This is a genomic window from Mycobacterium sp. (assembly GCF_049683935.1).
Classification (GTDB): Bacteria; Actinomycetota; Actinomycetes; order Mycobacteriales; family Mycobacteriaceae; genus Mycobacterium.
The window spans coordinates 25,131-44,032 of sequence record NZ_JBAUJR010000211.1 but is presented as its reverse complement, the minus strand read 5'-3'; the positions used below and the strand labels follow the sequence as shown (position 1 = coordinate 44,032).

The 18,902-nt window shown below is 65.3% G+C and carries 16 protein-coding genes and 1 pseudogene; 9 read left to right on the top strand and 8 right to left on the bottom strand.

Translation table 11 applies throughout. The features are described 5' to 3' along the window. The coding region (locus tag WA965_RS12020) for a cobalamin biosynthesis protein CobD/CbiB (RefSeq protein WP_526447562.1) at positions 1–686 on the bottom strand (686 nt) is incomplete at its 3' end. A 121-nt stretch (positions 687–807) separates the two neighbouring features. Here WA965_RS12020 and WA965_RS12015 point away from each other — a divergent pair. From WA965_RS12015 to WA965_RS12005, 3 genes are all read left to right on the top strand, one after another. Then, complete coding sequence (locus WA965_RS12015; protein WP_526299007.1) at positions 808–2,517, top strand: amidohydrolase; 1,710 nt, start codon at positions 808–810, stop codon at positions 2,515–2,517. 68 nt (positions 2,518–2,585) lie between these two features. After that, on the top strand, positions 2,586–2,834 hold the full coding sequence (locus tag WA965_RS12010) for a type II toxin-antitoxin system Phd/YefM family antitoxin (protein WP_526299005.1): 249 nt from the start codon (positions 2,586–2,588) through the stop codon (positions 2,832–2,834). After that, a complete protein-coding gene (locus WA965_RS12005; RefSeq protein ID WP_526299003.1) occupies positions 2,835–3,230 on the top strand; it encodes a type II toxin-antitoxin system VapC family toxin in 396 nt (131 codons plus the stop codon). It abuts the gene before it with no gap. Positions 3,231–3,985: 755 nt separating this feature from the next. On the opposite strand, the gene WA965_RS12000 is transcribed toward WA965_RS12005, so the two are convergent. From WA965_RS12000 to WA965_RS11985, 4 genes are read right to left on the bottom strand one after another with little or no spacing between them, the layout of a single operon-like run. Continuing rightward, positions 3,986–4,732: a TatD family hydrolase gene (locus WA965_RS12000; protein ID WP_526299001.1), complete on the bottom strand. Its 747-nt coding sequence runs from the start codon at positions 4,730–4,732 to the stop codon at positions 3,986–3,988. Continuing rightward, on the bottom strand, positions 4,729–6,087 hold the full coding sequence (qatC, locus tag WA965_RS11995; RefSeq protein WP_526298999.1) for a Qat anti-phage system QueC-like protein QatC: 1,359 nt from the start codon (positions 6,085–6,087) through the stop codon (positions 4,729–4,731). Before qatC ends, WA965_RS12000 begins: the two co-directional genes overlap by 4 nt. Beyond that, entirely contained in the window at positions 6,084–6,809 is a 726-nt protein-coding gene (locus tag WA965_RS11990; RefSeq protein WP_526298997.1) for a Qat anti-phage system associated protein QatB, read from the bottom strand. Before WA965_RS11990 ends, qatC begins: the two co-directional genes overlap by 4 nt. Continuing rightward, positions 6,793–8,862, bottom strand: a complete 2,070-nt coding sequence (locus tag WA965_RS11985; RefSeq protein WP_526298995.1) for a P-loop NTPase fold protein — start codon at positions 8,860–8,862, stop codon at positions 6,793–6,795. Before WA965_RS11985 ends, WA965_RS11990 begins: the two co-directional genes overlap by 17 nt. Positions 8,863–9,582: 720 nt before the next feature. On the opposite strand from WA965_RS11985, the pseudogene WA965_RS11980 reads away from it, so the two are divergent. After that, positions 9,583–10,000: pseudogene (locus WA965_RS11980) on the top strand (integrase core domain-containing protein); the annotation flags it as partial. A 6-nt stretch (positions 10,001–10,006) separates the two neighbouring features. On the opposite strand, the gene WA965_RS11975 reads toward WA965_RS11980, so the two are convergent. Continuing rightward, positions 10,007–10,528: an RES domain-containing protein gene (locus tag WA965_RS11975; protein WP_526298993.1), complete on the bottom strand. Its 522-nt coding sequence runs from the start codon at positions 10,526–10,528 to the stop codon at positions 10,007–10,009. Positions 10,529–10,868: 340 nt separating this feature from the next. Then, the gene (locus tag WA965_RS11970; RefSeq protein WP_013470149.1) at positions 10,869–11,258 is read right to left on the bottom strand and encodes an antitoxin Xre/MbcA/ParS toxin-binding domain-containing protein; all 390 of its coding nucleotides are present in this window, start codon (positions 11,256–11,258) and stop codon (positions 10,869–10,871) included. A gap of 673 nt (positions 11,259–11,931) precedes the next feature. Between WA965_RS11970 and WA965_RS11965 the strand changes: the two genes are divergently transcribed. From WA965_RS11965 to ripB, 5 genes are all read left to right on the top strand, one after another. Next, positions 11,932–12,789 carry a hypothetical protein gene (locus WA965_RS11965; protein WP_526298991.1) on the top strand — a complete coding sequence of 286 codons (858 nt, stop codon included), beginning with the start codon at positions 11,932–11,934 and terminating at the stop codon, positions 12,787–12,789. 572 nt (positions 12,790–13,361) lie between these two features. Continuing rightward, positions 13,362–14,132: a helix-turn-helix domain-containing protein gene (locus tag WA965_RS11960; RefSeq protein ID WP_526299013.1), complete on the top strand. Its 771-nt coding sequence runs from the start codon at positions 13,362–13,364 to the stop codon at positions 14,130–14,132. Between the two features lie 48 nt (positions 14,133–14,180). After that, a complete protein-coding gene (locus tag WA965_RS11955) occupies positions 14,181–15,155 on the top strand; it encodes a sterol desaturase family protein (protein WP_526298989.1) in 975 nt (324 codons plus the stop codon). 333 nt (positions 15,156–15,488) lie between these two features. Further along, entirely contained in the window at positions 15,489–16,712 is a 1,224-nt protein-coding gene (locus WA965_RS11950; RefSeq protein WP_526298987.1) for an Ig-like domain-containing protein, read from the top strand. 519 nt (positions 16,713–17,231) lie between these two features. Then, positions 17,232–18,002 (top strand): NlpC/P60 family peptidoglycan endopeptidase RipB, encoded by a 771-nt coding sequence (gene ripB / locus WA965_RS11945; RefSeq protein ID WP_137149503.1) that lies wholly within the window; start codon positions 17,232–17,234, stop codon positions 18,000–18,002. A 29-nt stretch (positions 18,003–18,031) separates the two neighbouring features. Here the strand turns inward: ripB and WA965_RS11940 are convergent, their stop codons facing one another. After that, complete coding sequence (locus WA965_RS11940; RefSeq protein ID WP_526298985.1) at positions 18,032–18,847, bottom strand: winged helix-turn-helix transcriptional regulator; 816 nt, start codon at positions 18,845–18,847, stop codon at positions 18,032–18,034. Positions 18,848–18,902 lie beyond the last annotated feature (55 nt).

Sequence of the window (18,902 nt, the reverse complement as noted above, 5' to 3'; positions counted from 1 at the left end):
GCCACGCCGGCGTTCGGGCTGGGATGTTTGTGCGCGTCGCGGCGCCATGCCCGCAGTGCCGCCACCGGCGATCCGCCGACGACGGGCGCGCACAGGGCGACCAGCACGCCTGTCAGCCGGGCGCCGGCGAGATTGGCCAGATCGTCGAAACGGGCTGCCGCCCAGCCGAAGCGAGCGTACCGCGGCGAGCGGTTGCCGATCATCGCGTCCAAGGTGTTGGCAGCGCGGTACACCAGTACTGCGGGGGTGCCGCCCACCGCTGCCCACACGATGGGGCTGACTTGCGCGTCAGAGGTGTTCTCGGCGATCGACTCCAGCGCCGCACGGGTGAGCCCGGTGGCATCGAGAGCGGCCGGGTCGCGTCCACACAGCGACGGCAGCAACCGGCGGGCGCCGTCGATGTCTCCGGCCTCCAGCAGGCCCGTCATCTGTTCGCCGGTCCGGCCCAGCGTCGTTCCGCCCAACGCGATGAACGTCGCGGTCGCAACAGTCGCCGCCTCACGCAGCACTCCGCGCCGGCCACCGACTCCCTCCGCGAGGGCACCAACCGCGGCCACGGCGACAAGCAGTCCGGTGGTATGAGCCACCCCGGCGACCCGGCTGTCGGAGTAGCTGTGTTGTTCCACCGCCGCCGCACCGGTGCCGAACAGCGCCACCGGATGAGCACGCCTGGGGTCGCCGAACATCACGTCGGCGACGGCACCGGCGACGATTCCGACCGCACGGCCCCCAGCTGAAAACACCACGGCAGCGTCTCACAGCTCGATTCGCCGAAAGGCAGGTGGTTCGGGTGTCAGACTGTCCCCCATGGCGGAACTGATCTTGACCGCAAACACCATCATCACCATGGACGACGACCTTCCACGGGCCCGGGCGGTGGCGGTATCCGGTGACACCATCGTGGCGGTGGGCAGCCTCGAGGACTGCCGAGCGGCACTGCCCGGTGCCGAAGTCGTCGACACCGGCGCTGCCGCGCTCGCACCGGGATTTGTTGAGCCACATGGACATCCGCTGATCAGCGGGGTTGCCACCCAAGCGCCGGCCCGGTCGATCGCACCGTGGGACGCCCCCGCCTGGCCCGACGTGCAGAAGGTGTTCGCCGATGCGATCGCCGGCACCGATCCCGCCACGCCACTGTGGTTCGCCGGCTACGACGCGCTCCTGCACGGCCACCCGGCACCACATGCCGCCGAACTCGACGAGATCTTCGGCGACCGCGTCACGGTGATCACCGACAACTCCGGACACGGCGTGTACTTCAACACCGCGCTCATCAGACTCCACGGCTGGGACACCGACCCGCCGGAGGATCCGGTCGCCTCCCATTTCGGCCGCAACGCCGACGGTTCGCTCAACGGCCAGGGATTCGAGTTGCCGGTGGTCACCGCGGTGACGATGCCACTGATCACGCAGATGGGTGACCCACTGCTGTCGGGGGCCCACTACTACGCGCTGATGTCGCGGGGCGGTTACACCTCGACCTCCGACATGACCTACGACCCGAAGTTCGCCGCCGGCTACGAGGCACTGGCCGCCGCACCGTCGTGCCCGCTTCGGGTCAGCATGTGGGAGATGTCGATCACCGATACCTACTCCGAGCCAACCACTTTCGGCGCCGGCGAATCCTGGCTGACCAAGGCCGGTGTCAAGCTGTGGACCGACGGCTCACCGTGGGTCGGCAACATCGCGATCTCGTTCCCCTACCTCGACACCGAGGCCACCCGGACCGCAGGCATCGACCCGGCCGTCGCGGGCGGCGCCCACTCGATGAACTACTCGCGCGCGCAGCTCGACGAGATCCTCGACCACGCGGCGCCCAAGGGTTGGCAGATGGCCTTCCACGCCAACGGCGACCTCGCGCTGGACCTGGCATTGGATGCCTACGAGGACGCGCTGAACAAATACTCCCTGCTGGGCACCGACCACCGCTGGCGCCTGGAGCACTGCGGCGCGGGGACCCGCGCGCATTTTGACCGGGCGGCGCGGCTGGGGGTGCACGTGTCGATGGCGCCGTTCCAGTACTACTACTGGGGCGAACTGCTCGACGGCGCGATGTTCGACCCGGAGCACGGCGCCCGATGGGCGGCCTTCGCCGACGCCGTGGACTCAGGCGCGTGCGTATCGCTGCACAACGACGGATCGGTCTCGCCACCGACACCGGTGATCAACATCGCCACCGCGGTCACCCGGCTCACCCGCAACGGCACGGTGCACGGACCCGAGCAGGCGATCTCGCTGGATCAGGCCTGGCGGGCCCAGACCATCAACGCCGCGCGCACCCTGCATCGCGAGAACCTCGTCGGGTCGATCACCCCGGGCAAGCTTGCCGACTTCGTCGAGCTGACCGCCGACCCGTGGACGGTGGAACCGGCCGAGATCATCGACGCAGTCCGGGTGGCGGGCACCTGGCTGGGCGGTCACCGGGTGGATCTCGACGAGTTCCTCACCGCGGTGGGCGGGGGCGACAACACGGCGCACGCGCACCTGGCGGAGCGGAAAGCCAAGGGCTGCTGCTGAACCGGTCGCGTCGCGACCATTACTACGACCGTGTAGCGCGACGTAGCACATCTTGCTACGCTTGCCACATGGCCAGGACGATTCCGCAGCGCGACCTCCGCAACGAGAACGCGAAGGTCATCGATGCTGTCGCGTCCGGCGAGACGTTCGTCGTAACCCGCAATGGTGAGCCCGTAGCGGAACTCCGGCCGATTCGGCCGGGGCGGCGAACGTTCATCGGTCGTGACGAAGTCGAGGATCTGGCCCGCGCTGCTGTGCGCATCGACCATCAACGGTTCCGTGCGGATCTCGACACGATGATCGATCAAGGCATCTAGGTGGCGGCAGGCTTGATCGACACCTCGGTGGTGGTCGACTGGCACGATCCGATCGTCATTGCCGCATTGCCGGATGAGATAGCGATTTCGGCGATCACAGCGGCCGAGTTGGCGGCGGGCCCGCTGCTCGCCGCGACGCCCATCGAGGCTGCAAGACGACAGAACCGCTTGCAGGAGGTCGACTCCCGACTCGAACCCCTGCCTTTCGACGGCGCTGCCGCACGCAGCTACGGGCTGATCGTCGCAGCGGTCGTCGGCAGAGGAAGAAAACCACGGAGCCGATTTGCGGACCTGTTGATCGCGGCTACCGCTCACGCGAACCGACTCGATCTCTACACCAGGAATGCAGACGATTTCACCGGCCTCGAGAAGCTGGTCCGCGTGGTCGGCATCTGATCACAGAACCTGAATGAACATCGGTGGGCGCGGACGGTATCGAACCGCCGACCGCTGGTGTGTAAATGCCTTTCACCCACCTGTCCAGCGTCTCCGTGCGTCTATTGCGTACGTATATGTCCGGGTCAGCGGATCCCACGCGTCTCACCGCATCGCTCGCATCTCGCCCGTTTTCGCGCGTCTTGGCACAGTCCTGGCACAGCGGGGGTTTCGGTTTAGACCCGAATTAGCCGCCTTTCGGTGCCTGCATGACACGCTCGCTCAGGATGGGCGATGTCCCGTCTTCAAATGGGCGATGCGGCGTCATGCCCAGGAGCAACCTTGCGACTACGGCTTAATTTGTCGGTCAAGTCGCGCCGGCGTCCCGTGATCCCGACATCTACCGTCAAATGGTGATTTCCAAGACAACCGCAGCCACGACGGGCGGCTCGTCCGTGACGACATCATTTCCCCACACCGTCGCGCGACACCGCCGGAGCACTGCTCGATGAATAATCGTCATTATCCATGTCGATCGGCAGACGTTCGGCCTCTGGTTTTGGCTTCTAGGATTTCACATTCACTCGCGAAGCCTTGAAGTGCGACGGCGACGGCGTTCTCACGCAATGACCACACCAGTGATTCTCAATCTTGTGTCCAAGATTCGCGCATTGTCGCGGCGTCCTCGATGCGCCTGGCCGTCCCGCGCCCGCGAGTCATCGACGAACCAACGAACCTTGACCCCGACGGCCCGCGCGGAGCTGGGCTGGGCTGAATCAGCCGGCCACGCGTTGCAGTTGGTCATGGTTTCGTCGCAGCGTTTGCGCGGCGTCGACTGGCGTCACCTGCCACGTGACTGCGAGTTGGTTGACCAGCGATACCAGATCGGTGGGTTGCGCCGGGCGACCTGATGTCTTGGCATACGGCCCGTCGGTTTCCAGGAGGATCCGCTCGGCGGGCACGTGCGTAATGAAGGATCCGAATCGCTTGGATCGGATCATGGCGGGGTTGACGGAGAAATGCAGGCCGGCGGCGAGGGCGTCGTCGATGAGCTTGAGCGGCCCGGTGTACCAATGCATCACGGCGGGCACCCGCGCCTGCGACAGCAGATTGATGACGTCGGCCTCTGCGCCGCGGCTGTGCACGGTGAGGGGGTGGCGCCCGGGCTGGGCTTCAGTCAGCACGATGTCGAAGACTCGGAGTTGGTGCTTCTTGGTCGCGATTCCGTGCTGCGAGAAGTCGAGCCCGACCTCGCCGATCCAGCGGGTCTGCGGCATGCAGCGAAAAAACCTGGCGATGTCGGCGGGCCGGAAAGAAGCGGCGCGCAGAGGATGTAGGCCTAGGGCCACCTCGATGGTCGGTCGCCTTCCCAACCGAGTCCTCAAGCGGCGGAACTCCTCTGGGCTTTCGGTGACGGCCACCAGGGACACATTGGCCGCAGCCGCGGCGTCCATCACCGCGACCGGGTCATCGTAGGCACCGAGGTGGCAGTGGCTGTCTAGCAGCGGCCCGAGATCGGTCACTGCAACCCCCGGATCAGTTCGGCGGTCGCCCCCGTGGCGCCCTGCAACCAGCTGCGGAGCTCCTCCAGGCCGGCACGCCATACGCGGAGAAAGGCGCGCTGCTCGCCGTCGGGGATCGGTCCGTTGCGCAAGACGTCGCGATCGGGGCGGTCAGCGAAGACGCCGTTGACCACGGCGCGCAGGTCACTGGCCCGCCGCGTCGCTCGGGACAGCAGATCGCTGCCGTCAAGTGCGTCCCAGGCGTAGCCGTCGGCGCTGTCCCAGCCCACGTGAGCCATCGAGGCACGACGGATGAGACACGGGAAGCAGTACCCGCAGTTGCCTTGGTCGCGCTGGACGTAGCGCGCGGCCTCCGGGTGCGAGCAGGACACGCTCAGCGGCGCGAGGCGCCGCAACAGGTCGGGGTTGAGGGTGTAGGCGAGCATCTGTCCCTTGGGGGTGAGGCGGTAGGGATTAAGGACCGGATTGTTCACCCCGCAGCGAGCCGCTGCCTCGGTGAAGGTCTTGATGAAGTGTGGGTGCGTGGTGCGGGTGCTGTAGCTTCCCGACCTTGCCCGGGTGAGCGGGACGTTGATGCCGATGAAGCCGTTCTCGGGGATGAACACCGGGGTGGTCGGGCCCACCGACGCCGCCAGGGCCACGGCGGTGGTCAAGAACAGCAACGACCGTGCGCGGGTGGTGTTCTCCCGCCGGGCCGGCAGCGGCCGGGCCTGCGCGGCGTTAGGGGGTGCTGGTCGTAGGAATAGCCTCTTGGACACCAGTCGATCGGGACCATAGTGCTCGAATAGTTCGGCGAGGAGGGCTTCTTGGGCGGTGGATGCCTGACCTCCTTCGTGATGGGAGAGCAGGCACAACCGCAACGCCGGGTCGCCTTCGAGGAGATCGACGACACCGCACAAGGAATCCAGGCCGCCGGAGAACAAGCACACCGCGTCCGCCTCGCCCACCGCAGTCACTGCGGCCGGCACCTTTGGCACCGCGACGAGCGGATCGTGGTCGTCGGTGCGGGCGGTAACCGCCCAGCGGTCACCGGTCAGGAAGCTCAGCACTGATGACCAGTCAGCATCGGCCCACCGACCGGCGTCCTGCACGGGCAGCTCGAGGTCGAGTTCCCTGGTCCACCGATCCGCGGTCAGGCGTCGCAGCGATACCTTGTCGGCGCAGTAGGCGGCCGCGCCCAGTAGTGCCAGATCCAGGGCCTCGCGCGGGGGGCGCCAACCCTCAAAGAACCGGGCGCCGGCCTTGCCGACTTGGACCGTGGACACCGAACTCCCCGGCCTCCAGTCCAAGAGCTGGACCTCCGGTGACTCGGTGTCGTCCTCGTCCAGGGCGATGCGCATCCGGTAGGAGCTCATGACTCGTCTCCGTCGTCGAGGGCGCTGATCGCCTGGTAGGCACTGCTGATGGCATCTTCGGCGAGCCCGCGGCCTTGTTCGCCTCGCCAGTCGACGGCGAAGGGATCCTCTGGCAAGTGGATGGCGACCAGGTCGGCGATGATCTGTCGCATTTCCTGATCGGCCCTTCGCATGGCGACCGGGTCAGACAGTCGGGATAGCCGCTCGGCGACGACGGGCACCCGGTTGTAGACGTAGAGCGCCAGGAAGCTCTGCAGCAGCGCCAGCAGGTCGACCCCGTCGATGCGGACGTCGGCGAGTTCCTCCCATTGGTCGGCGTCACCGAACACCTCGTCCAGGACGTCGCACGCCGCGTCGCGGGCTGCCTGGGCGTCCAGATCGTCGCCGTCTCCGGCGATGAATCCGATCAGTTCGTCGAGCACCGTGAAGCGGTCGCGTCCGATCAGATCGACCAGGCCGATGGTCGAGAGTGCCTCGGCCAGGCCTCCGGCACCGATGCCCGACAACAGTGCACCCAGGTTCTGGATGCCCGCGGCCCCGGCCCGGGCCGAGGTCGCCGCCCCGCCCGCACCCCCGAGCAACGGCACGTGGCGGCCCAGAACGCGCCGAGCGCGTGCAGCGGAGTCGGGGCCGTCGAGGTGGCGGACGTAGGAGGCGGCGGCGTACTTCAGCGGCGTCCACGCTCCCCCACTGCCCGCCGACCTGTCAGCGGAGGTTCCCATCCCGCGCCCCCCGTTTCTGCTGCGCCTCACGTGCCCGAAGCGCCGTCTGCACGATGCCCCGCAAACCGCCGCCCGCGTTTTGCCATCGATCCAGGACCCGTTGGATCTTCGGATGCTCCACAGGCAGGCGGCGGACGACAAAGCCGCCCGCCGTGACCGGGATGCTCGCGGGCGCGATGCGCAGCAAGGTGTCACCGAGCGCATCGACCACGTCGGCGTTCAGTTCCGCCAGCTCGATGGCGGCGGTCAGGGCGATGCCCGACGGGTTTCGCGTCACACGGTCGAGCAGGGCCTCGAAGAACTGGGCGCGTTCGGAGGGGTCCAGGTCGGCCACGGCCGGGTAGTGCTTTCGCCGGGCCTGCTCGACCTCGGATTGCACGTTGGTCAGCAGGATTTGCAGGCGCGGCGCGAGCCGCGACGCCGACACGCCGAAGGACAGTTTGTCCCGTGAATAGGTGAAGTAGGGCCGCAGATCGACCGACTTCAACGGCGGATCGAGCCTCAACCATTCGCCGATGTGGGGCTTGTCAGCCCACGCCCGCACGTCGGCGTCGAGGTCGGCCTCACCGGTCGTGGCGTCGGTGTCGGTGGTTGCCCCTGACCGCGTCCCGGTGGCGCGTCGTGGTGCCGAAGGAGGGTCGGATTCCCCACCGCTGGCCGCCGGTGGTTGTTCGGATGACGTGCGGGCGTAAGTCTCCGCGGCGGCCAACTCAGGCGAGGGTCCGTCGGCGGGGATCTGCCAATCGAACAGTTTCTGGAAGTCGGAGTTGTGTTGATCCTCCAGCACCATCAGTTTCGCGAGTTCGGGCAGTTTGAGGTCGACTTCGCGCCGGGCGGCGCTGCGGTGTTTGAGGAGCAGGTTGTTCATAAGGCGCTTGAGTTGGCGGGGATTGCCGCGCAGGGAGGTGCCCAGGACCGGCATAATGTTGGCCGCCCACCCGAGGTCGGCTGCCATCGCTGGTGGAATGTCTCCGAGGACCTCACCGGCGATGCCGGCGTTGAACGCGACGGCGAGTCCGTTGACGCGGCGATTCCTTTCGGCCGCATCGACGACGTCGTCGAAGCTGTCGTCGTCCAAATGCAGCTCGGCGATCAGCAGGTTGGCGTAGGTCTCGGCTTCCGGCGCCGACAGCGGCGGTATGGCGACCTTGAGTTGCAGCATCTTCTCCAAGTAGTCACGCCCCAGCCCGGCGCCGTCTTCGCGCTTGAGATCGGGGTAGCGCGCGTCGATCGCCGATTCCACCACCGCTTGGTTAAGGGCCAGCACGTAAGCCGTCTTGGGAGTGTTGAGGAAAAGACGTATCGCCTCCAACGTATCGACCACCGTCTCGGGTAGACAGCGGTCCAGGTCGTCCACGAAAACGACGACCGCGTCGATGGACGGTTGGCCCTCGACGAGTGCCGCGAAGCGTGCACGGAACTGCGTGACATCGGTGATAGGCGGCTCGGGGTCGGCCGGCGCTGTCGGCTCCGGCTCGGCGAGGCTGTCCTTGACCGGCGCGGCGATCGCCTTGGCGGCCTCGCCGAAAAGTATGAGGGTGTCCGGGTCGGTGTCGGGGGCCAGTGCCTGCATCAGCATCGGCGCCCCCGTCGGGACGACGGTCGCCCCCATCCGTCCGGCGCGGCGGGCCCACCGTTTGATCGTGCCGACGAAGGCGCGCAAGCGCCCCACCTCCTCGGCGGTGGCCGGGAACCGGCGCTCGAAGGCGTCCAGGACGGCGTTCATCAACGCAACCTTGACGTCTTCAAGGTCCTCGTACTGCCAAGGACTGAACGGAACGCACAAGTATGGCGGGGCGTCGCCGTCCTTATCCTCATCCCCGTCGTGATCGGCGTCGTCGTCATCAGCGCTCTGTCCGCCGGTGTCGGACCGACGCTCGGCGTCTAGTTCGGCGGCGGCGATCAGCATCAAGCTGCTCTTACCCGATCCCCAATCCCCCAGCACCCCGATCGTCACCGGCAACAATCGGGGCTCGGTCAAGGCGACGACGAGGCCGTCGACCAGATAGTCGAAACCCAACAAGTCGAAGTCGGTCTCGTTGTCCGCCCACATCGATTCTCCCCCTTAGCAGTTGAGTAGTCCCGCGCACTCTCTCGCCGATGACGCGCGGGCGCACCCGCGTCCGTCGCCCAAACCCTGTCGTCCCGCGGCCAGCTGTCGCTCGGACGACCTTGCCGAACCGTAACCGGAAGAGCAGCTCGACATGCAGCGTTCACCGACGTGTCTCCATCGTGACCATCGCATGCGGTGCGCACTGAAGTATGCTGAACGCCTCTCTCCTCCCCTGCCTGCGCCGTTGAGCGGATCGTGAGCCGCGTGGCCTAGTTGGTTCCGCGGCGATGTGGGCGGGTTACAGTCTCGAGATCCGAGTTGGCACCGCACTCATCCCGCCGGTTCCAAGTAGAAACGCCGCGCATGGATAACCGTTGTTATCCACGAATACCTGCGAGGGGCTGCTGGACGATCGGCGTCAACCTGCTGGTTGTCGTCGCGGCCCATGGAGCCGACCATGCCGTGCGCTGGCGCAACCTGCGACCTCTGGGTTATGAGCCGGTCAGTCGCCGCCTCACGCGGTCAGTTGTGTCCTGAATGCCCAGGTCAGGTCACTTAATGCGTCTCCAGTGTCATTCTCGTTCGGCCTCATCTCACGCTTTACGCACTGTTTCGTTCACAAATCCGTTCACACCGGGGCCAGAGTCTCTTGGCTTGGTGGAAGCCGACTGACAGCAGCCGGTGCTCGTCTTCCCACAGCTTCGGGGTGACGCGGGCGGAGTCCTGGGCAATCTGCTCGAGAATGCGCTGCGGCACACTCCACCGGGCGGTTCTGTCGAACTCGGCTGTGTCCGCGACGGCGACCGGCTGACGATCGCCGTCGCCGACAATGGCGAGGGAATCGCTGCCGAATGCATCACCCGGGTATTCGAACGGTTCTACCGCGCCGACGCCGCCCGCGACCGCGAGCACGGCCGCTCTCGGCCGTACCGGCCGCAAACCAACGGCAAGGTAGAAAGATTTCACCAAACCCTCGGCGACGAATGGGCCTATACCCGGCTCTAACACCAGCGACGCCCAGCGCTGCGAGCAGTTCCCGATCTGGCTACACACCTACAATTACCACCGCGGCCACACCGCACTCGGCGGCCAACCACCCGCCACCCGCATACCTAACCTCTCAGGTCAGTACAGCTAGTCGCGCTCAGAATATCCGCATGCCGCGCAATCTTGCCGCGTCAACAAAGGGTTTTGTGTGCTTGCCGATGCTGGAGGGTTCTATCTCGGTCACCGGATCGGGGCCAGTCCCGTCGTCTGTACGCCGCAGCCACATCGCGTAGTTGTCGCCCAGCGTCGTACCCCATTTGGACGGGTAAACAATCCCGTGCGGACGCTCCCCGTCGAACAGAACCGTCCGGTCTCGAATCCACGTTGCGATGCCCGTCGTGAGCTTCTTCAGGTCTTCGGATGAGCTGGTCAGCTCGCTGAGGGTCAGGTGCTCGACCTCACACTCAGCCAGCAGAGTCGAGCCCAGCCGTTCGGAAAGCACCGAGATCGATTCGGCGCCAGTGACGTCGACGAACCAACCGCTGTAGGGCAATTGAAGTTCGTAGAGGGAGCGCATTTCCCGCCAGCCCTTCGAGATTGACCGGTAGGGCATCGCCCCGTGCTGTGGCAACTCCTTCGCAATCTGCGCGGCGAACGTCGCGGCGTCATCGGGCTCCACGTCGTCGAAGAGGTCACTCAGCAGCGTCGCCGGCGGGTCCGGTCGGATATACTCCAACACTTCAACGAAAGCGCCTGTCGCCGAGGAACATCCGTATATGGTTCGCCCCGGCGTATCCCATCGCGACCAGTCCTCGACCGGATGTTCACCCGGAACGCGCGGGGGTGGATTAACCGGACCGTACTGCGTCCGAGCCACTCGAAAGACACTCTGACCCGAACTCGCAACGATGTTTAGCCCACTCGACGCGCAGATAGTCGCACCCACCAACGACACCCGCGCCTGCCTCTCTGTACACAGCGAACGGGCTGAGTATAGGAAGAGTCGACGTCACGAGTGACTAGGCATGGTAGGTGTCGGTGATAAACGCGTCCGCGGCGCGAAAGACAGCACCAAACTGATCTTCGCGTAGCAGTTGCGCCGGCGTGATCCCGTCTAGGCGAGGATTCGCAGAAATCAGCCAGTTCCGGGCAACCTGGTCGTTTTCGGCTTCCTCGATCAGCCAGAAGACGGTATGCGTTGCCGTCAGCCGCCGCGCTTTCTCAGTCGAGGGTTCGGCGTGGTTGCGCTCCCCCGGAGGGGTGGCCCACCGGGCTGGCATCGCACGACTTCGTGAACTGGCGATATACGCCGTCAGGGTGGGTCCGAGGCGCGCCAGAAGGTAGGCGACAACCTCGTGGGTGTCCATCCGCGCGGTGTCGTCCCCAGCCTTGATCAACAAGTCGGACATCTCGCGAGCACCTCCTTCGTCAGCAGCAACTCTACAGCGCCTAACCATGAAAGCGGCGAGAATAATCCGCAAAGTGACTCAACAAGCTCCACAAAACATACACATAATGCGCGTTATTTGCCGTCTCAGACACCCTGTCGTGCAGGTAGACGCCCGATAGCAGCGCCTAAGACGCCGCCGCCACTACCCAAGCAAGTGGCATATCCCGGCCAATGCTCGCGGATGTCGTCGAGGCGCCGTATCGGCACCGTGCAACACGAAATACTCGAAGGACAACGGGCAGTCGCGTTCGCAGCGGGCGATGCGCCTGAGATCAACGTTGACTGCCGCGTGGACGTGGGCCGGTTGGCGGCACCGGTCCGCTATGGACTGGCGGCGACGCTTGAGGTTGCCCCGACCATCAGAGTCGACATCCACCAAGAAGTACGTCAACAATTGCAGGTCCGACTGCGCACCGGGACCCGCCGACACGCGTATCCCGGACGAATGTTTGCGACCGCTCTTCAGCAGCGAGCAACGACCCGCGAAATCGCTACATTCGCCGACGCTAAGTGCGAGCGGGCGTCCTACCGCACGGCCAAGCGGCGGTGGTCGAGACTCAGAGGGTGGCATCGACGGCATCTACGTAGGAAGACAGTAGTTGATGACAAATGAATCTCGGTCGTGTTGAGATGTGGTGTCATGCAACCGCTGTCGCGGGTGGCGCTGTCATCCTGGTTCGGTGGCGCCAAGGACAGCGAAGAAAACCGACAGCCGGTTGGCGGCTCGGCTCGCGGCGCTCGCCTCGCTGGGCGCCGCGGTCATCCACTTCGCCGTCGTACCCACCCACTGGCAGGAGTGGATGCCCGCTGGCGTGTTCTTCACATCGATCGCCCTCTTCCAACTGCTCTGGGCGCGGCTGGTTCTCACACGAACCACGACTCCTGTGCTTGCTGCCGGCATCATGGTCAACCTTGGAGCCATTGCTCTGTGGGCCGTGTCCAGGACCGCGGGAGCCCCGTTCGGCCCCCACGCTGGGGAAGCAGAATTGGTCCAAGCCGCGGACCTTTGCGCTCTGCTGCTTCAGATCTACGTCGTGATGGGCGCCAGCTGGGTGTGGTACCGCGGCCTGCAAGGACAGCCGGTACCGGTGTTCGGCAGCGCATTAGTGCTCATGGGCGCAGTCGGTGTCGTGACGCTGGCGTCCACGGTGGGGGTTGCTTCAGGACTGCAGCACGGCCATGCGCCAGCGAGCGCAGACGGTGGTCACCACGGGGCGACCCCCGAGGATGGGCACGGCGAGCACGACGCGACGACCCCCGACGATGCGCATAGCGATCACCACGGCGCTGGCGCCGAGCCCGCGGAGGGCAATGATCATGGGACGAGCAGCGAGCATGTTCAAAGCCCTGACAGCAATCACGAGCCGGCCGCCCCGCCGCCGGTCAACGAGCCTGCCGGCGAGTCGGCTGCACCGGCGACGGCAGAAGTTCCGGCCCCACCCGCGGTGCCTGCGCATGACGACCACGGCGATCATGATCACCGCGAGTAAACACCTGACTTCTCCGCTCGTGTGAGCACAGGCGTCAAACTAAGCCAACGCATCTCTGAGATCGCTTGGTCGCTAGTCGTTTTCACGGAATCTGGGACGAGGAATACGCCGTGGGCCTGACCGTCCCAGCCGACGGCGACCACCGTCTTGCCCTGCGCTTCGGCCGCTCTTTCGCCTGCACCGATTCACTTGGCGATCGACCGCGTGGTCGAACTGTGGATGAGCCGCCGGAATTTCTCTTTTGCCGTCACGAGCAACAGGCCTTTCCAGTCGACGAGGCACCCGCCGCGGATACAACCACAAAATACCCCTCCGGGGTATCCGCGCACAACGTGGGCTCCATCAGAGGGTGCTCGCCCGCCTCTGTATTCGGCGCCTAAGTGCATCGGTAGCGCGAGCAGCGCGGCGAGTTCGGTGCAGATCAGTGCGGTACGGGGGCCGACATCAATCCATCGCGCGGACCCATCGCCGCCGCTGGCGGACCATGCCGCCGACGTCCGACTCATCGCCCTGTCATTGCTGGTGCCGCGGCGAATCCAGCCATGGGAGATCGTTAGCATCGTTTTGTGGCGATGACTCGGGCTGGCGGTGATACCACCGGTGCACCCCGCTGGGGCGGGACCGCGCTGCTGCGCCCGGGGGTGTTGGCGTTTACCGGATCGATCGGTACCACTGATGTTCACGCCCACCACGCCGTCCAAATCATAACGGCCACTACACCTTTGACGGTGCGTGACGGGCACGGCATCGGGCATCGCGGCACGAAGGTGGTCGTGCCCGCCGATGCGCCACACCGGATCGAGGTCGGCGCGCAGGAGGGCACGGTTGTGTTCTTGGAACCGGAGTCCGTGCCGGGGCGGTCGGCACATCTGCGCGCGGTCCATTCCGGGTGGACTGTTGCTCCCGTGTTGACGTCGACGCGACGACGAACTCTGGCCGCCGTGGTGGACGAGCTGGTCGAGCACCTGGCGCCCGTCCTGACCGGAGACGGAGCAACGCCACGCCATCCCGCCGTTGATGACGCGCTACGCCTCCTGCCCAGCCTTGTCGCCGCAGGCCCCGTCAGCGGTACGGGTCTCGCTGCCCAAGTAGGCCTCTCGGCGAGCAGGTTGACGCATCTATTCACTGATCAGGTCGGCATCCCGCTACGCCGCTACGTGCTGTGGTCGCGGTTGCGGCTCGCGGTCATGCGGGTGCAGGCCGGTGATGACCTGACCATCGCCGCGCACGGTGCGGGGTTCGCTGATAGCGCTCACCTGACCCGCACCACCCGCGAGATGTTCGGCCTGGCGCCCTCGGTGCTGAGCCGGCACGTGTCCTGGGACCTCGAAGCCGGCCTTTAGCCGGATCATTCAAGCGCCGCCGCATCGGTGACCGCGACGATTCACGGCATGAGCACGACTTCTCCGACATCGACGGCGGCTACCGCGGCCCAGGCGGTGGCCCGCTACGGCTACGTGCCGTTCATGCTGATCGGCCTCAACGGCGTCGGCATCGTCTTCACCGCCGGCGGCGCCCAGAAGTACTGGCTGCTGGCCGTCCTGGTCGTCGCGATCACGACGACGTTCCTGGTAGAGCTGGTCATTCCGTATGACACCGCGTGGAACCGTGACCGGGCCGACAGCACGCGCGACCGCATCCACGTCGCGGTCAACGAAACCCTCATCCTGGCAAGCGTGGCCGCCATCCCGCTGCTGGCCGCGATCGTCCCCGCACCCCCGTTGTGGCCACACAGCTGGCCATTCATCGCACAGGTCCTCGCCGCGATCCTGGTCGCGGACCTCGGCATCACCGTCGTACATCTGGCCAGCCACAAGATCGGTGTGTTGTGGCGTTTTCACGCGGTGCACCACAGCATCACCCGGTTCTACGGGCTCAACGGCCTGATGAAGCACCCACTGCACCAAACCGTTGAGATGGCCGCCGGTGTCGCACCGCTGATCCTGATCGGACTGCCCGTCGACGTAGCCTCCGTACTGGCGCTGGCGGTGGCAATCCAGCTGCTGCTGCAGCACTCCAACGCCGACTACCGCATCGGTGCCGCCAAGTACGTCTTAGCCCTCAACGAAGGCCACCGCTTCCACCACCTCAAATGGGCCGGCGTCGGCGACGTCAACTTCGGCCTGTTCACCCTGGTGTGGGACCACCTGATGCGCACCTACTCCTACGACCCCACCTGGCGATTCGACTCCACCCAGCTCGGAATGGCCGCCAAACCCGACTACCCCACCAGCTATCTGCGGCAGATGATCTACCCGTTCACCCACGCCGGCGGCTGCAGCCTCAAGCCCACGACCACGACCACGACGGCGGACGGAAACGCGCCGATACCGCCATCCGGCCAAGGCTCGACGTATCGTCTGTAGCCGTCGGGTCCCCCATTCACCGGTGCAGCGTGGCTCGACCCGCTAGCCGGCGTCCTCGCCGCGGTCGACGGCAACGGCAGACGGCTGCACCACTTTCGGCTCGGACTAACAGACGGACGCGCCCCCGATTTTCGGGTTGTACAAACCCGAGGAGCCAGCTTTTAGTGCCAGCTTTATCGAATCTTTATCGAAGGACTAAGAAAGCCAAACGACTCATGAGCACACTCGAAGGCATACCCGTCCACCGTCGCCCGCGATCGGCCCTCGCAGCGCACCAGGCGGTGCCACCGCCAGTTAGACGATGACGACAACCCGATACGGAGAGTTCCACTCATGCCGCAGACAGGCTGCCCCCCACCGTTTCGAGCGACGACGCACTGGCTGCGCACGACCGTCCTCGCGGTGGCGGGGCTGCTGATCGCGACCGCCTGCACCTCGTCTCCGGCGCCGGCGCCCACGCCCGACGTCATCACCGACAAGGGCACGCCCTACGCAGACTTGCTCGTACCGAAATTGGAAGCGTCCGTAACTGATGGTGCCATCGGCGTCGCTGTCGATGCCCCCGTGACCGTTACCGCCGACGATGGTGTTCTCGGCCAAGTGTCGCTGACCAACGAGGCGGGCGAACTGGTCGACGGGCAGCTTGGCCCCGACGGCGTTACCTGGTCATCGGCGGAACCGCTGGGTTACAACAAGCAGTACACCCTGCAGGCGCACGCACAAGGGCTTGGCGGAACGACAAGCACCAGCGCTACATTCGAAACCCATTCCCCCGAAAACCTGACGATGCCCTACGTCTTGCCCAATGACGGCGAAACGGTGGGCGTGGGTCAACCCATTGCGGTTCGTTTTGACGAGAACATCACGAACCGGGTTGCGGCGCAGCAGGCGATCACCGTGACCACGAACCCATCGGTTGAGGGCGCCCTTTACTGGCTCAGCAATCGTGAAGTCCGTTGGCGCCCTGCCGAGTACTGGGAGCCGGGAACGACCGTTGATGTGTCAGTCAAGGCTTACGGTGTCGACTTCGGCAACGGGCTCTTCGGCCAGGATGACGTCACCACGCGCTTCACAATCGGCGACCACATCATCGCCACCGCCGATGACGCCACCAAGACGATGACCGTGCGGCGCAACGGCGAAGTCGTCAAAACCATGCCCATCTCCATGGGCAAAGCCAAAACACCCACCGACAACGGCGCCTACATCATCGGCGACCGCTACTCATTCCTGGTGATGGATTCGTCCACCTACGGAGTCCCCGTCAACTCACCCGACGGCTACCGCACCGAAGTCGAATGGGCCACGCAAATGTCCTACAGCGGCATCTACGTGCACTCTGCCCCATGGTCGGTGGGCAGCCAAGGCATCGCCAACGTCAGCCACGGATGCCTCAACGTCAATCCAGCCAATGCGCGCTGGTTCTACGACAACACCCGACGCGGCGACATCGTGGAAGTCATCAACACGACCGGCGCCACCCTGTCAGGAACCGACGGCCTCGGAGACTGGAACATCCCCTGGGAGCAATGGAAGGCCGGAAACGCCAACCTCTGAGCATCGAAAGGGCTTGACACCGAGCCGACATTTCTTCAATGCCCGCCGAAGCTGAAACCCATTACTGCGCAGCGCATTTAGATACACTCCTGAGCCGCCGTTGCTGTACGGGCGGTTGTCGGCGTGGCTGGAGCCCATCGACTCCCCGATGACCGAAGGCGGCGCGCTACCGCCGACGAGGCTTCACATGACCGCTCGCGGCAGAACTGTTGCTGCCCCCGACGGCGGCCCATAGTGCCTCCTTCGAGAAGCTCGCACAATTTGCGTTTATCCGCGCGCTATTCACGCGCGCCTCCCGACCGTGAAACGGTTTCACACCAGTACTTACGGCATTCAAACCGCACCGCCGCAGCGAATTTCACCATTGTAATTATGTGGCTGCTGTTACTGGTGGGGCTTTTGTGAGTTAGGCTTTTCTACGTAGGAGCTACGTATTTTGGTGCTGCGCCGTACGTATGCGACTCAGCCCCGCTATTGGTGCGTGAGATAGCTCACCGCGCGGCGCACCGAGGAGAAGACATGGAATCACACGTCCGGAGCAAGGGTGCTCCAACTGCCCGCGCTGACCGCTGCGACCCCACAATCCTTGTAGCGGGACGCGTTCGACGGCTCCCCGGTGTGATCGCCATCGTCGTCTTGCTATTCCTTGCATGCGCACCGGTCGCGTCGGCCCAACCTGCCGCCGGCCCGTGGGACCCACTGCTGCCGAAGATGGCGAGCGCGGGCGCTCCCGGCGATCCGGTTGCCATCGCGAACGCATCCCTGCAGGCAACGGCCATGGCGACGCAGACGGCCATGAATATGGGCCGCAACTTCCTCAGCAGCCTGGGAATCGTCAGTCCCGCCGTCGATCCGTCGACGAGCGTGCGCGGAAATCGGGTCAATGGTGCGCAAGCGATCGAGTACGTGATTCGCAGAGCGGGAACCCAAATCGGTGTTCCCTACTCCTGGGGTGGCGGAAGCCTCACCGGTCCCAGCCGCGGCGTCGACCAGGGAGCAGGCACCGTCGGCTTTGACTGTTCAGGCCTGACACGGTTCGCGTTCGCCGGCGTCGGAGTGCTGCTCCCGCGATGGTCCGGTGATCAGTACGACGCCGGCCGCAAGGTGCCGCCCTCCCAAGCGAAGCGAGGTGATCTGCTGTTCTGGGGGCCGGGTGGGAGTCAGCACGAAGCTATCTATTTGGGCGGCGGGCAGATGCTCGAGGCGCAGCAGACCGGCGTCCCGATCAAAATCTCCCCGGTGCGCACGTCAGGGATGACGCCTTACGTCGTTCGCATCATCGAAAGCTGACTGCTCGCTGCAACCAGTGACCAATCGGATCACGACGACGCACCAGGCACTTGCTGCCCCACTTCGCCTGAGAGGCAGTAGCCAGTCCCGCGCACCGTACGGAGATACCGCGGTGAGTGCGGAACGTCACCCAGCTTGCGTCGAAGATTACCCACATGGACCGCCAGAGTGGACCGGCCACCGTCAGACGCATCCCCCCACAGGCTCAGCTGCAATTGACGACACGTCACCGGTTCACCCAGACTCTCCGCCAGCGTGCAGAGAATCTCAAACTCTGTGCGGGTGAGCGGCAACGGCTCGCCGCGGAGGAACACCCGACGCGCGGCCACGTCAATAAGGAGATCCCCGATCTCGCGGCGATGCGTCTCGTCGCCGTGGCCACCGCCACGTGGTTCGCCGTCGACACGGCAATGCCTCAGCGCCAGACGGATTCGCCGGTTCAGTGCTTCGATGTCGCCCACGCAGACGACCCCCGTACTAATGAGCAGCGGAGTGATATCACCGTCACTGAGAGCGACCACGCCGACTTGAGTTTCCTGACTGATGCGGTCAAGCATGGCCTTGCCCCGCCCCTGAGTGCCGACGCCCACCACGACCACATCGGGATCACGATCGCGCAACCCTATGAGTGCAGCAGCTGGTGAGGAGGCCACCTCCACGGCGAAATCGCCGGCGCGTAAGTGTCGCGCCACGGTGGTCGCATAAATGCGTCGAGGCTCTACGAGTAGCACGCGGATGCGGCCGGCGGCCGCCGCTGGGGGTACGGAACCAGCGACAAGACGGTGCGACTCGATCGTCGTGGCACTCTCCCAGCCGTTCAAGGAAACAAACTCGCGCTCACGCATTCCTCACTGCGCCACACGAGACAGCCTACCGCCATCTACGTAGTTACTACGTAGG

Excerpts from the sequence above, each read along its gene's own strand:
- qatC (WP_526298999.1), bottom strand. The coding sequence starts at position 6,087 with ATGAGCTCCTACCGGATGCGCATCGCCCTGGACGAGGACGACACCGAG.
- WA965_RS11940 (WP_526298985.1), bottom strand. The coding sequence starts at position 18,847 with ATGCGTGAGCGCGAGTTTGTTTCCTTGAACGGCTGGGAGAGTGCCACG.
- WA965_RS11960 (WP_526299013.1), top strand. The coding sequence starts at position 13,362 with ATGACTCGGGCTGGCGGTGATACCACCGGTGCACCCCGCTGGGGCGGG.
- WA965_RS11970 (WP_013470149.1), bottom strand. The coding sequence starts at position 11,258 with ATGTCCGACTTGTTGATCAAGGCTGGGGACGACACCGCGCGGATGGAC.
- WA965_RS11950 (WP_526298987.1), top strand. The coding sequence starts at position 15,489 with ATGCCGCAGACAGGCTGCCCCCCACCGTTTCGAGCGACGACGCACTGG.
- WA965_RS11955 (WP_526298989.1), top strand. The coding sequence starts at position 14,181 with ATGAGCACGACTTCTCCGACATCGACGGCGGCTACCGCGGCCCAGGCG.
- ripB (WP_137149503.1), top strand. The coding sequence starts at position 17,232 with ATGGAATCACACGTCCGGAGCAAGGGTGCTCCAACTGCCCGCGCTGAC.
- WA965_RS12015 (WP_526299007.1), top strand. The coding sequence starts at position 808 with ATGGCGGAACTGATCTTGACCGCAAACACCATCATCACCATGGACGAC.
- WA965_RS11990 (WP_526298997.1), bottom strand. The coding sequence starts at position 6,809 with ATGGGAACCTCCGCTGACAGGTCGGCGGGCAGTGGGGGAGCGTGGACG.
- WA965_RS12010 (WP_526299005.1), top strand. The coding sequence starts at position 2,586 with ATGGCCAGGACGATTCCGCAGCGCGACCTCCGCAACGAGAACGCGAAG.
- WA965_RS11985 (WP_526298995.1), bottom strand. The coding sequence starts at position 8,862 with ATGTGGGCGGACAACGAGACCGACTTCGACTTGTTGGGTTTCGACTAT.